The 13,301-nt window shown below is 62.6% G+C and carries 14 protein-coding genes; 3 read left to right on the top strand and 11 right to left on the bottom strand.

The annotated features are described in order from the left end of the window. The first annotated feature begins 90 nt into the window (after positions 1-90). The gene (locus BPNPMPFG_RS33030) at positions 91-303 is read left to right on the top strand and encodes a cold-shock protein (protein WP_019863204.1); all 213 of its coding nucleotides are present in this window, start codon (positions 91-93) and stop codon (positions 301-303) included. A 258-nt stretch (positions 304-561) separates the two neighbouring features. Here BPNPMPFG_RS33030 and BPNPMPFG_RS33035 read toward each other — a convergent pair whose 3' ends face one another. Continuing rightward, a complete protein-coding gene (locus BPNPMPFG_RS33035; protein WP_258597412.1) occupies positions 562-1,029 on the bottom strand; it encodes a Ros/MucR family transcriptional regulator in 468 nt (155 codons plus the stop codon). 662 nt (positions 1,030-1,691) lie between these two features. Beyond that, positions 1,692-2,807 (bottom strand): alanine dehydrogenase, encoded by a 1,116-nt coding sequence (ald, locus tag BPNPMPFG_RS33040; protein WP_258597413.1) that lies wholly within the window; start codon positions 2,805-2,807, stop codon positions 1,692-1,694. 768 nt (positions 2,808-3,575) lie between these two features. Here ald and BPNPMPFG_RS33045 point away from each other — a divergent pair. Beyond that, positions 3,576-3,761, top strand: coding sequence for a hypothetical protein (locus tag BPNPMPFG_RS33045; RefSeq protein WP_258597415.1), 186 nt, complete (start codon positions 3,576-3,578; stop codon positions 3,759-3,761). 29 nt (positions 3,762-3,790) lie between these two features. Beyond that, on the top strand, positions 3,791-3,967 hold the full coding sequence (locus BPNPMPFG_RS33050; RefSeq protein ID WP_258597417.1) for a hypothetical protein: 177 nt from the start codon (positions 3,791-3,793) through the stop codon (positions 3,965-3,967). Positions 3,968-4,261: 294 nt separating this feature from the next. Here BPNPMPFG_RS33050 and panD read toward each other — a convergent pair whose 3' ends face one another. The 9 genes from panD to nadA form a co-directional block, all read right to left on the bottom strand. Further along, complete coding sequence (panD, locus tag BPNPMPFG_RS33055; protein WP_258597419.1) at positions 4,262-4,714, bottom strand: aspartate 1-decarboxylase; 453 nt, start codon at positions 4,712-4,714, stop codon at positions 4,262-4,264. Positions 4,715-4,767: 53 nt separating this feature from the next. Then, complete coding sequence (bioZ, locus tag BPNPMPFG_RS33060) at positions 4,768-5,751, bottom strand: 3-oxopimeloyl-[acyl-carrier-protein] synthase BioZ (RefSeq protein ID WP_258597420.1); 984 nt, start codon at positions 5,749-5,751, stop codon at positions 4,768-4,770. Then, positions 5,748-7,007, bottom strand: coding sequence for an adenosylmethionine--8-amino-7-oxononanoate transaminase (locus BPNPMPFG_RS33065; RefSeq protein WP_258597422.1), 1,260 nt, complete (start codon positions 7,005-7,007; stop codon positions 5,748-5,750). Before BPNPMPFG_RS33065 ends, bioZ begins: the two co-directional genes overlap by 4 nt. Further along, complete coding sequence (bioD, locus tag BPNPMPFG_RS33070) at positions 7,007-7,642, bottom strand: dethiobiotin synthase (protein WP_258597647.1); 636 nt, start codon at positions 7,640-7,642, stop codon at positions 7,007-7,009. Before bioD ends, BPNPMPFG_RS33065 begins: the two co-directional genes overlap by 1 nt. Before the next feature lie 11 nt (positions 7,643-7,653). Next, positions 7,654-8,793 (bottom strand): 8-amino-7-oxononanoate synthase, encoded by a 1,140-nt coding sequence (locus tag BPNPMPFG_RS33075; RefSeq protein WP_258597423.1) that lies wholly within the window; start codon positions 8,791-8,793, stop codon positions 7,654-7,656. After that, on the bottom strand, positions 8,790-9,731 hold the full coding sequence (bioB, locus tag BPNPMPFG_RS33080) for a biotin synthase BioB (RefSeq protein ID WP_258597425.1): 942 nt from the start codon (positions 9,729-9,731) through the stop codon (positions 8,790-8,792). The genes BPNPMPFG_RS33075 and bioB overlap by 4 nt, the downstream gene beginning before the upstream one ends. A 160-nt stretch (positions 9,732-9,891) precedes the next feature. Next, complete coding sequence (gene nadC, locus BPNPMPFG_RS33085) at positions 9,892-10,746, bottom strand: carboxylating nicotinate-nucleotide diphosphorylase (protein ID WP_258597427.1); 855 nt, start codon at positions 10,744-10,746, stop codon at positions 9,892-9,894. Then, positions 10,743-12,284 (bottom strand): L-aspartate oxidase, encoded by a 1,542-nt coding sequence (locus BPNPMPFG_RS33090; RefSeq protein ID WP_258597429.1) that lies wholly within the window; start codon positions 12,282-12,284, stop codon positions 10,743-10,745. The genes nadC and BPNPMPFG_RS33090 overlap by 4 nt, the downstream gene beginning before the upstream one ends. Further along, positions 12,281-13,255: a quinolinate synthase NadA gene (gene nadA, locus BPNPMPFG_RS33095; RefSeq protein WP_258597431.1), complete on the bottom strand. Its 975-nt coding sequence runs from the start codon at positions 13,253-13,255 to the stop codon at positions 12,281-12,283. The genes BPNPMPFG_RS33090 and nadA overlap by 4 nt, the downstream gene beginning before the upstream one ends. Between the last annotated feature and the right edge of the window lie 46 nt (positions 13,256-13,301).

Genomic DNA, 13,301 nt, shown 5'->3' on the forward strand with positions numbered 1-13,301 from the left:
TTTTGCTGCGCCTACCGCTAAAGTTTCGGTTATGAATCGGGACTGGCCTGAGGCCTGCCCACATTGCAATTGTTACAAAGGAAAACGCATATGGCGACTGGAACGGTAAAATGGTTCAACAGCACCAAGGGATTTGGATTTATCCAGCCCGACAATGGCGGTCAGGATGTTTTTGTCCACATTTCCGCCGTTGAACGAGCGGGCCTCTCGACCCTCACTGATGGCCAGAAGATCAACTATGAAATCGAACAGGACCGCCGCACCGGCAAGTCCTCAGCTGGCAGCCTCAGCAAAGCCGGCTGAATCTTTTTTCCCTTGGCTCCTGTCAACAGTGGATGGACGCGATGGATTCAGGATCGTCTGACGCCGCGTGATCAGAGCGGGCGAGCACAGGGCTCGACTGGACGGCTTGAGCAGCGGATGCTGCAGCCCGCGAATTGCTGGAGAAGCCAAGCTGCTTGAAAGGGAAAGCGGGGTAGACCCCGCCTTTTCATATTCCAGACAGATGCAGATTGTGCCAATGGCAACTGCGCACCCCGAGACAAAGCTCGATTGCTGAAATCAAGCTGCGACGTTCTTGCGGGTCCGCTTTGCCGGCGCGGGCGTTTCCGGCTCTTTCGGTTTGCGGCCGAGCCCCATCGTCTTGGCCAATGCCGAGCGCGTAGCGGCGTAATTCGGCGCGACCATGGGATAATCCGCCGGCAGACCCCATTTGGCGCGATATTCGTCTGGCGTGAGCCCATAGTGGGTCGACAGATGGCGCTTTAGCGATTTGAATTTCTTCCCGTCCTCAAGGCAGATTATGTAATCCGGTGTTAGCGACTTCCTGATCGATACAGCAGGCTTGAGAGCCTCCGGTTCTTCTGCGGAAACATTGGCGCCGGCCGTGCCTTTGAATGCCGCGTGCACTTGGCCAATCAGGGCAGGAAGTTCACCCACCGGGACCGGATTGTTGGCGACATAGGCTGAGACGACATCGGCGGTGAGCTCGATGAGGACGTTGATGTTGTTGTCGGCTTCTTCTGTCACGAAAAACTCCGGGTGGCTTGAAAGACAGTCGGCGAAGTGTCGCTACATAATGGCGGTTGCCGCTGAAAGCAATAAAGCCCCTGGCAAGACTGTTGCGATGGTCGTCCTACACCGCGGTCAATAGCGACGTATCCGGACCGTCTTGCGTCGTATTGATCCGACCGCGGTTGGCGCATCCATGCTGGATGTAGCAAGAGGGAGCGATCCTGACCTGAAACGCTGCCAAGCCTGTTCTCGATCTCTTCTGTTCTGAAGATCGGAATCGATCATTCGGAGAATTCCGGTCCGGCACGCTCGACGATAGCTATCTGCGAGCAGAGCTGGACGCACGTAATGAATAGAATCGGACTTGCCGGTGGGGCGGGTGTACTCCTGTTCCTCAGCGACGATCTGGTCGAGACCGGGAACGATTGCACCGGGCACCCCGGGGGCGCCAAAGCGCGTTCTAACGGGGAGAGGCTCCTGGTACTCAGTCGCATCAGGAAAAGCCGGGGACTCCAGCTGCGCGTTCAGCTTCATCGTCGACCAGCGTTTCGCCCCGACGAGCTGCACCGCGACATGGACGAAAAGGGGAGGGGAAGACGCCTCTGCCAATCGTCGCCAAAAAAAGCCCGCCGGAACGAACCGGCGGGCGAGACGGGAGGAAACTCTTTTTGGTGAAATCAGGCCGCGAGAACGGCTTTCGGCTCAACCAGTTCGTAGCCGAGCGCTTCGGCGACCGCGCGGTTGGTGATCTTGCCCTTGTGGACGTTGAGGCCATTGCGCAAATGGTGGTCGTCGACCAAAGCCTTCAGGCCCTTGTCGGCGAGCTGTAGCCCATAATGAAGCGTCGCGTTGTTGAGCGCGTGCGCCGACGTGACCGGCACCGCGCCGGGCATGTTGGCGACGCAGTAATGGATGACACCGTCGACTTCGTAAGTCGGGTCAGCATGGGTAGTGGCATGCGAGGTCTCGAAGCAGCCACCCTGGTCGATGGCGACGTCGACCAGCACGGCGCCCTTCTTCATGCCGGACAGCATTTCGCGCGAAACGAGTTTCGGCGCGGCAGCACCCGGGATGAGCACGGCGCCGACGACGATGTCGGCCGAAAAGCACTCTTCTTCTAGCGCTTCGACGGTCGAATAGCGGGTGTGGACGCGGCCGGCGAAGAGGTCGTCGAGCTGGCGCAGGCGCGGGATCGAACGGTCGATGATGGTGACGTCGGCGCCAAGGCCGGCCGCCATGCGGGCCGCATGCAGGCCGACAACGCCGCCGCCGAGCACGGTGACCTTGCCGGGCAGCACGCCGGGCACGCCGCCGAGCAGCACACCGCGGCCGCCATTGGCCTTCTGCAGCGCGGTGGCACCGGCCTGGATCGACAGGCGGCCGGCGACTTCCGACATCGGCGCGAGCAGCGGCAGGCCGCCGCGATCATCGGTCACCGTCTCGTAGGCGATCGCCGTGACGCCGGAAGCCAGCAGGCCCTTGGTCTGCTCCGGATCCGGAGCGAGATGGAGATAGGTGTAGAGGATCTGGCCGTCGCGCAGCTGTACCCATTCGTTGGGCTGCGGCTCCTTGACCTTGACGATCATGTCGGACTTGGCAAACACGTCCGCGGCCGTCTTGGCGATGGTGGCGCCGGCGGCGCGGTAGGCGTTGTCGTCGGCGCCGATGCCGGCACCGGCGCCGGTCTCGACCAGCACTTCATGGCCATGGGCGACATATTCGCGGACCGAGCCGGGCGTGAGGCCGACGCGGTATTCGTGATTCTTGATTTCTCGGGGGCAGCCGACGCGCATCTTTTTATCTCCTGATCCGGCCCTTTTAGGCTCGTTCCCTGTCTAAACCCAGTGAACCATGAATCGGCGCGCAGGTGTTTGCGAATACGCTTGCGCGAGAGGGTGCGCTTCGATAATCGTTGCGCAAAATGGCCAATTAGTCGCAGGAATCACGAAAAATGCCACTCGACAGGATTGATATCGCCATTCTCGGCTTTACAGACGGATGGGGGGAACGAACGATGCTCGCCGGATTCAGTCCGGCTTGAACCAGTGCTCTGCATGACGGCTTGACAAAACCAGTGGGGCGATCGTGACGCGCTGCTGCAAAAACCACGGCTTGCCGACGATGTCCTGCTGCCCACCGGTCGCGACCTGTTTGCAGCGCAGCGATTAGGATTAGATTGTCTGAAGCACCGCCACTGTCGTCGGGCTGCATCCATCTGCAGCTTCTCCGCGCCAGCGTTTCACAACCGAAAAACCCGCCACTCCTAGGGGCAAGAGCGGCGGGCTTTTTGCAGAGCTACTCGAACTGAATACGCGTTCCCATCCACATTAGCCGCGGATAATTAAGGCCGCATTAACATGCAAAATTCGGGCATCTAAATCGATCCGAATGCAAGATGCGGCGGGCTCGGAGGTTCCGGGCCGAAATCGCTGCCCCCGTCCAAACCATAAAGCGTCAGCTATCAGAAAATCTGTGCTTGACGTTACGTAAGGTACCGTGCTTTTCGCTTTGCGGGGAACGACTTCCAGTCTCGGTCCAGGGCGACCAAATGGGGGGCAGCGATGGTGGCTGGCGAACCAAACGACGTGCGCGTCAAACGCGCCGGTGGGGGATGGGTCGTTCATATTGTCGAGGACGGCAAACTGACAGTTCTTCGGTTCAAGACACAGTCTCCCGCCGAAAATTCCGCCGATGACCAACGAGCCAGGCTCGGCCTTGCTGGCAAGCCGCCGATTGACGAACGCTGATATCTACACCGGATTGAGGGAGACGTTGGATGGCTGGTGAGCCTTTGGCGCCGGCGGGAGAAACACATCGCCGAAGGGCCATTTCAACGCTGCTTGCGGCCGTCCGGCTGGCCATATTTATGGTGATGGTTGGCACCGCCGCCGATGCGGAAGACGACTATGTGGCCTGCTTGATCGACACGGCGGCAAAGATCATGAAAAGCTAGGTCGCAAAGGACCGGCCGCGGCGCTGGAAAAGGCGGCAAGAATTTGCAAGCCGCCACCGCAAGTAGCCTGAGACGGGGTTCAAACACGCAAAATACATTGAGGCGCGTCGCTGTTCGAGCATCATGGAGATGCGAGACATTGCGACATCTCACGAAAGCCCGCCGTATCGAAAGGCGACCGGACTCCTCCGTTCGAAGCCGGAGTGTCAGCGGCTCCGGCAGGTTTTAGATCCTCTCTTCAGCACCGAGCAAGTTGGAACGGGGGGAGAGGCCGTCACATATGCGGAGCGCAAGTCACGCCCCAGAGACCAACGCAGGAATGGCCAAAGCCTCATTCGCCTCGTCAAGGATGGAGAAAGTGTAGCGGCCATCCGCGTCAAGATCGACGGAGTAGCTCAGGCGGTCAAGTATGTGGTTGTCCTGGTCGAACGTGACGATCCGCGGCTTCAGCGAGGTGATATGCGCTTCGTCCAGGTAGATGGAGTTGCAGACAATGATCTGGTCGTCTGGCTGGCACGTGCGGGCAGCTGCTCCATTTAGAACACAGCAGCGTGAGCCGCGCTCGCCCAGAATGACATAGGTCGAAATCCGCGCACCGGAATTCTGGTTCCATATCTCCACGAATTCCATGGGCAGGATCCCGGCTTCTTCGCAGTGGTCAGGGTCGAGCGTTATCGAACCGTGGTAGTTGAGGTTCGCTTCGGTGACATGGATGCCGTGCAGCTTGCCGGCGACTATTTTTCGCATTTCTGCTGTCCCTATTCATCATACAAGGTCGACCTTGGCAGCCGGGTTTCCCGCTAAATTCCGACGACGAGTGCGCCGCCGCTGAGACCTGCACCTGCTGCGGCGAGCAGGATTTTCTCGCCCGGTCGAAACGGCTCTGTTTGATTGGCAAGCGAGAGCGACAGCGGGATCGTCGCGGCGGAAGAGTTGCCGTATTCGGCGATCGTCTTGACGATTGCTTGATCCGCTATGCCGAGGTTTCGCCCGACCGCATCAAAAATGCGCGCATTCGCCTGATGAGGCACGAACCGACCGACATCCTGTGGTCGCACTCCGGCGGCGGCGAGCGCGCTTGTCGAGCAATCGGTCATCATCTCGACAGCCCTGGCGAACACTTCGCGGCCATCGGTCATCGTCATCCGGGTTTGCCCAAGGTCGAGGCCGTCATGGAACGGCATGTTGCTTCCGCCGGCCGGTATCTGGATCAGCCCGTAGCGCGAGCCGTCGGAATCCACCGAAGCGCCGAGAATGCCCTGATCGGTATCCTCGCAAGGACCAATCACCAGGGCGCCGGCGGCATCGGCGAAAAGCACCGAGCTTGCGCGCTCGGCTGGATTGATGCGGCGGCTGAGGATGTTGGCGGCGATGACCAGCGCTGGTTTGCCGTGCAGGCGGGTGAATCCATCAGCAAACATCAGCGCATAGATGAAGCCGGCGCAGGCGCCGGTTAAATCGACCGCGCCTGCGCGGCCAAGGCCGAGCTTGTGCGCGACAAGGGGTGCACTGGGCGGCAGAAGGTGGTCGGGCGTCGAGGTGGCAAGCAACAGCAGACCGATGTCGCTTCGGTCAATATCGGCGTTCGCCAGCGCCATGTCGCCAGCCTGCGCGGCAAGACCGGACAGCGTATCTTCCTCCGTCGCCCAGAAGCGTGACCGTATTCCGGTGCGCCGCTCGATCCAGCCAGGCTCGAGCCCGAGATTGTTCTCGATCTCGGCATTCGCCACTTTGCGACCAGGCGCATGGTGGCCAAATCCGAGAATGCACGACGACCTGCTCATGGCTTTGAGCCGAAGCGTTCACCGGCCTCCTCGATGGCGTCATAGAGTCCGTCCAACTCGTCGCCAGTGATGCAATAGGGCGGGAGAAGGTAGAGGACGTTGCCGAGCGGACGAACAAGCATGCCGCGCGCGAGGAAGAACGCGCGCAGCTTCGGTCCGATCTCGGCGAGATAACCGGCTGAATCGGCGCGCAGATCGAGAGCCGCGATCGTGCCGGTCGCCCGGCAGTCGGTGAAGCTGGCATTGTCGTGAAAGCGCCGAACCCCAGCGACCTGCATCGCGCTCAGGGCCGCGATCCGCTCGGCCACCGGCTCGTCGTGCCAGATCTCGACATTGGCAAGTGCCGCCGCGCAGGCAATCGGATTGGCGGTGTAGGAACTCGAGTGGAAAAACGTCTTCTTGCGGTCCGTCGAATAGTGGGCCTGGAAGATGGCATCGGTGGCGAGCGTGGCGGCCAGCGGGATCACGCCGCCGGTCAAGCCCTTCGAGGTGCACAAAATATCAGGAGAGATCGATGCCTGCTCGCAGGCGAACATGGTACCGGTGCGCCCCCAGCCGGTCATCACCTCATCGGCGATCAACAGCGTGCCGGAGGCCTCGGCGATCTTCTTCAATTCGGTCAGAACCCAGGCCGGATACATCAGCATGCCGCCGGCGCCAAGCACCAGCGGCTCGACGATCAGCGCGGCGGCGCGCCGGTCGCGGCAGACAGCCTCGAACCGATCCAGTGTCTCCTGCTCGCGCCCGGCGGCCGGGAAGGGGATGGTGTCGACCTCGAACAGCAAAGGCTCGTAGGCGGCGTTGAACACGCCGCGGGCGCCGACGCTCATCGTGCCGATCGTGTCGCCATGATAGCTGTGCTCCATGACGACGATGCGCGAGCGCGGCGCGCCGATGTTGCGGAAATAACCGAGCGCCATCTTCAGCGCGACTTCGACGCAGGTCGAGCCGCTGTCGGAATAGAACACCCAATCGAGCCCGGCGGGAGCGAGACCGACAAGTGCCTTGGCCAGGCGCTCTGCCGGCTCGTGCGTGAAGCCGGCAAAGATGATCTGGTCGAGGCTCGACGCGGTCGTCTCGATAGCCTTCATGATGCGGGGGTGGCGGTGGCCATGGGTGACGACCCACCAGGAGGAGATGGCATCCAGGATACGCGTGCCGTCAGCCTTGTGGAGATAGGCTCCCTCCGTCAGGACGATTTCAGGGATCACGGGCTCAAGCGCGTGCTGGGTAAAGGGATGCCAGACCTGCGACATCAGTGATCCCCCGTACCCGAGGCGAAAGCAAATCCGGCAACCATTGCGTCCTTCAGCGTTTTGTCCGTCAGCGGATCGAGATACGGCAGCCTGCCGAGCTGCGGCGCACCGCCCATTTCCACGATGGTCCGTTGCGTATCGGCCATCTCATCGCCAATGAAAGCGATGCCGGCCAGCGGGATGGAGCGGGCCCGCAGGGCCTCGATCGACAGCAGCGTGTGGTTGATGGTGCCGAGCGTGGTGCGGGCGCACAGAATGACCGGCAGCCGCCATTCAGCGAATATGTCGATGAACCTTGTCTTCCGGTTGAGCGGCACCATCAGGCCGCCCGCGCCCTCGATCACCAGCGGCGCCGGCAGGACCGGAAATGAAAGATCGGCAGCCTTGATCGATATGCCGTCGATCTCGGCCGAACGGTGCGGCGACAGTGGGCTGTTCAAGCGGTAGGCTTCCGGCAGCACGCGCCCCGACGGCAGGCCGGCAAGCCGCGCAACCACCTCGCTGTCGGTCTCGCCGTCGAGACCCGATTGAACCGGCTTCCAATAGAAGCCGTCGAGCAGGCCGGCGAGCCCGGCCGAGAATACGGTCTTGCCAATTCCGGTGTCTGTTCCGGTGATGACGATGCGTTGGGTCATGGCGCCTTCGGTCATGCCTTTGCCAACACCTCGACGAGCGCCTCGACCATGGCCGAAATGTCGGCTTCATCGACGTTGAGCGTCAGCGAAATGCGCAGCCGCGATGTGCCCTCGGGCACGGTCGGCGGGCGAATGCCGCGGATGTCGAAGCCGCGCGCCTGCAATGCCGCCGCCACCGCCATGGTGCGCCCGACATCGCCGATGACGAAGGGCTGGATCTGCGAGCCGCTGGGCGTCACGCAACAGCGCTCGGCCAATTGGCGGCCGGCGAAGGCAATGCGTTCATGCAGCCGAACACGGCGCATCGGCTCGTCGGACAGCATGGCGAGCGCTTCGCGTGCCGCGACCGCCATCAGCGGCGATGGCGCGGTGGCGTAGATGAATGGCCGGCAACGGTTGACGAGATAGTCGCACAGCGTTCCCGGCCCGGTGACCAGCGCGCCCGAAGCGCCAAGCGCCTTGCCGCATGTGTGGAGCGCGATGACGTTGTCACGACCCTCGAACGCGGCGGCCAGCCCCCGGCCGTCCGGCCCCCAGACGCCGGTGGCATGCGCTTCGTCGACGACGATGAATGCCTCGTGCCGGTCGGCAAGCGCGACGAGGCTCGCAAGAGGCGCGTGGTCGCCATCCATGCTGTAGAGGCTTTCGACGGCGATCCAGACGCATCCCATGCCGCCTTCGGCGCGCCAGCGGGTGATCGCATCCTCGACAGCATCGACGTCGTTATGCGCGGCCAGCTTGAACTCGGCGCGGCCAGCGCGGGCCCCCTCATGCATGCTGGCATGGGCGAGTTCGTCGAGGACCAGCAGGTCGCCCTTCTGCGGCAAGGCGGTCAGGAGGGCGAAGTTGGCGATGTAGCCGCTGCCGAAGAAAAGCGCGCGTTCGGCGCGGAAGAACCCCGCTGCGTCCGCCTCCAGCTGCTCATGCTCGGGCGCATTACCGCGCAACAGCCGCGACCCGGTGGCGCCAACCGGCGTACCTCGCGCAATGGCAGCCGCAACCGCCTCGCCAAGTCTCCTGGAGGCGGCCAGCCCGAGATAGTCGTTCGACGAGAAGTCGAGCCCGGTGCGCGGCGACAGTGTCCGCAACCGGTCCCTGCGCGCCAGTCCCTGCAAGGTTGCCTCATAGCGGGCAAGCGGTGCCCCGTTCATTGCGCCTCGAGTGCCATCGGCTCGATGCCAAGGCGCCGGAAGAGCAAAAGATCCTTGTCCTCGCCGGGATTGTCCGCCGTCAGCAGCGTGTCGCCGACGAAGATCGAGTTGGCGCCGGCAAAGAAGCACAGCGCCTGCATCTCGTCGGTCATGGCGGTGCGGCCGGCCGAAAGTCGCACATGCGATTTCGGCATCATGATGCGCGCCAGGGCAATCACGCGCACGAACTCGATCGGCTCGATGGGCTTGGCCTCGGCCAGCGGGGTGCCGGCGATCGGGATGAGCATGTTGATCGGAACGCTTTCGGGGTGCTCCGGCAGATTGGCCAGCGTCACCAGCATGTCGATCCGGTCCACCGGTTCTTCGCCCATGCCGACGATGCCGCCGCAGCAGACCTTGATGCCGGATTGGCGAACCTGTTCGAGCGTATCGAGCCGGTCGGCAAAGCTGCGCGTGCTGATGATCTCGCTGTAGTAGCGTTCCGACGTATCGATGTTGTGGTTATAATAGTCGAGACCAGCCTGTTTCAGACGAGTGGTCTGCTCCAGATCGAGCATGCCGAGCGTCATGCAGGTCTCCATGCCGAGCGCCTTGACGCCTTCGACCATCGCCACGACCGCATCCATGTCACGCGCCTTGGGGTTTCGCCAGGCAGCGCCCATGCAATAGCGGGTGGCGCCCGCATCACGCGCCTTGGTCGCCTCGGCGATGACGTGCTTGACCTCCATCAGCTTCGACGCCTTCAGGCCGGTTTCATGATGCGCCGACTGGCTGCAATAGCCGCAATCCTCCGGGCAGCCGCCCGTCTTGATGCTGAGAAGCCGGCTGAGCTGGACCCTGTTTGGATCAAAATTTTGCCGATGAACGGTCTGCGCCAGGAAGAGGAGATTGTTGAAGGGCGCATCGTGAAGTGCCCGAGCCTCTTCCCGGGTCCACATCCCGTCGTCAGCGGATTGAGCCGGTGGCATTGTCTTTGTCGGATTGGTGGCGTGCATCTCTATCCTGTTCCCTGGGGTTCCGGCCTTCACGGCTTCTTCGCTCGCCGATTGGCGGCGACCGGACAGTTCATCCGCCGGCTTTCGTGCGTTCCTCAGGCGGTCATGAGCTCCGATAGTCGAGGCCGATATCCAGGATCGGCGCGCTATGGGTCAGCCAGCCGATGGAAATCAGATCGACACCGGTCGCGGCGATCGCTTGCGCTGTCGCGGCGGTGATCCTGCCCGAAGCTTCGGTGATAGCCCGGCCGGCAACCATGGACACCGCCTGGCAAAGCTCGTCGACCGACATGTTGTCGAACAGGACTGCGTCGGGAGCCAGCGCCAGGGCCTCTTCCAGCTGGGCCAGCGTATCGACCTCGACTTCGATCTTGACGAGGTGGCCGACGCTCGCTCGCGCTCGCTCTATCGCCGGGCGAATACCACCGGCGATGGCGATGTGGTTGTCCTTGATCAGGATGGCGTCGTCGAGGCCGAAACGGTGATTGGAGCCGCCGCCAGCGCGCACGGCGTACTTTTCGACTGCCCGCAAGCCGGGTGTCGTCTTACGGGTGCAGACGACCTTCGCCTGATACTGGCGGATCGCATTGACAATCGATGCCGTCGTCGTAGCGATGCCGCTCAGATGGCACAAAAAATTGAGCGCCGTCCGTTCGGCGGTGAGAATGGCCCGGGCCGGACCGCTGACCGATGCGATGGTCTGTCCGTGCGCCACCTCGCTGCCGTCCGGACACTCTACCGTAACCTGCACAGTCTCATCGATCAGCCTGAAGGCGAGCCTCGCCAGATCAAACCCGGCGACAACTCCGGCCTGGCGCGCCGCCAGCACGGTCGTCGCGCCATGGTTCTTCGGCACGATCGCGTCGCTCGTCAGATCACCCGCCCGGCCGAGATCCTCCAGAAGTGCTGCCCGCACCAGAGGCTCAAGCATGATTGCTGGAAGCGGCGAAAGGTTCATTGCCCAACCTCTTCAAGCGTTGAACATGCGAATTCCCGGGCTGTCGCCAAGGCTTCATCAAGCGTGAGCCTGGAGCGGCGGGCGACGATCGCACGATCGGGAAAGTCAGTGCGGTAATGAGCGCCGCGGCTTTCTTGGCGCAGCAAGGCGGCAATCGCGATCATCAGTCCCACTGTCGCAGGATCGGACGCCGCATCGTGGCGTTTGGCCAGCGGAAGCAATGTCCGAACGGCCTCGCGCAACATCTCACCATCACGCTTCACGCCAAGGGTGCGTGACAGAAGAGGGCGAAAGGACAGTGGATCGGGCGCCGGAATTTCCCGTGCCGTCGATCGCGTTCTGACACCGATCGGAGATCCCGCCACGCTTTCGGCGACCCAGCGCGCGCAAACGGTCGCCTCGGTCAGCGAGTTGCTGGCGAGCCTGTTGGCGCCGTGCAGCCCGGTCGAGGCGACTTCGCCGCAAGCCCATAGTCCGGCAACGGAGGTACGTCCGTCCCTATCCACCGCGACACCGCCCATGTGATAGTGCTGGGCCGGCCGTATAGGGATCAGGTCGCGCGCCGGATCGATGCCGGCGCCCCGGCAGGCGGATGCGATCGTTGGAAACTGCCGCGCGAATGTCGGGCCGGGCTTTTCTCGTCCATCGAGAAAGACGCGGTGGCCGTTCGAAAGATGCGTGCAGATTGCGCGCGACACGACGTCGCGTGGCGCGAGTTCCGCGTCATGCAAGTCTTCGAGGAAGCGTCGGCCTGTTTCGTCGACGATCGTCGCGCCTTCGCCGCGAACTGCTTCGCTGATCAGCGGCATCGGGCGAGCCGGCCCGTCCAGCGCGGTCGGATGAAACTGGATGAATTCCAGGTCGGCAAGGACAGCACCGGCGCGCGCCGCAAGCGCCAGCCCCTGTCCGCAACTGCCCAAAGGATTGGTGGTATCGAAAAACAGGCCGCCGATCCCACCGGTCGCGAGGACGACACGTCCGGTACCCAGGAACACAGGGCTCATCGAACAGCTTGCCCAAACGCCCCGGATCGTATTGTCCTCCACCGCCAGCCGCCGCGCCTCAACGCCCTCGACGACCACAATCGACGCAGTGGAACGCACGGCTTCGACCAGCGCTCGCATGATTTCCTGCCCACTGCCGTCGCCGCCGGCATGAACAATGCGTCGGCGACCGTGCGCGGCCTCCAAACCCAGGAGCAGTGCTCCTTCCCCGGTTCGATCGAAGCGGACACCAAGCGTCGCCAGGGTCTCAATCGCGTCAGGAGCCGCTTGCAGGATTCGGCCTGCCATTTCCGCGTCGCACAGCCCGTCGCCGGCGGCGAGCGTGTCGGCGAGATGCAGTGCCGGATCATCGTCGACGCCAAGGCTGGCAGCCAGGCCGCCCTGGGCCCAGGTGCTCGATGCGTCGGTTCCAAGCGGTGTCCTGGACAGAAGAAGCACCGGTTCTGGCGCCAGATGCAGCGCGGTCAATAATCCGGCAATGCCGCCGCCAATTATGATGGGCCGGCCAAAGAAGCTGCGGACATCCGCGCTCATACGGCGAGCATCCGCTCGACGGCAAGTCGCGCGCGCCCGGCAATTTCCGGTTCGATGGTTACGACATGGCGGTTTTGCTCGAGAGCCTCGCGGATGTTCGCGAGCGTGATCCGCTTCATGTGCGGGCAAAGATTGCAGGGCCGGATGAACTCGAGCTCCGGATGCTGGAGCGCGACATTGTCGCTCATCGAGCATTCGGTCAGCAGCACGACGCGTGGCGGCTTTTGCCTTTGGACATAATCGGACATGGCGGCCGTGGAGCCGGAAAAGTCTGCCTCCGCGACCACGTCGGGCGGACATTCGGGATGCGCCAGCACGATCACACCGGGATGGCTTTCGCGCAACTCCCTGATATCGGCCGGCGTAAAGCGCTCATGGACTTCGCAGTGGCCTTTCCAGGCGATGATCTTCACTTCGGTCTGGGCGGCGATATTCTGAGCCAGATACTCGTCCGGCAGCATGATCACCCGAGGAACACCCAGGGATTCCACGACGGCTTTCGCATTGCCCGAGGTACAGCAGATGTCGGACTCGGCTTTCACTTCGGCCGACGTGTTGACGTAGGTCACGACCGGCACGCCGGGATAGCGTTGCCGCAGCAGGCGGATGTCTTCGGCAGTAATTGAATCCGCCAGCGAACAGCCGGCGCGCAGATCGGGAATGAGCACCGTCTTTTGCGGATTGAGCAGCTTTGCCGTCTCGGCCATGAAATGCACGCCGGCAAGCACGATGACATCCGCTTCGGTCGACATCGCCTTGCGGGCAAGCGCCAGGCTGTCGCCGACGATGTCGGCAACGCAGTGGAAGATCTCCGGCGTTTGATAGTTGTGCGCGAGGATGACGGCGTTGCGCTGCTTCTTGAGGTCGAGAATGGCCTCGATGTCCTCGGCAAAGACCGGCCATTCGATCGTGGGGACAAAGTGGCGAACGCGCTCGTACAGCGACGCGCCTGAAGGCAGGATGGCGCTCATCGAGCCTCCAGTTATAGTCTAGAAGAATATAAGACCTATATATCCT

Source organism: Mesorhizobium sp. AR07 (genome assembly GCF_024746815.1).
Taxonomy (GTDB): domain Bacteria; phylum Pseudomonadota; class Alphaproteobacteria; order Rhizobiales; family Rhizobiaceae; genus Mesorhizobium.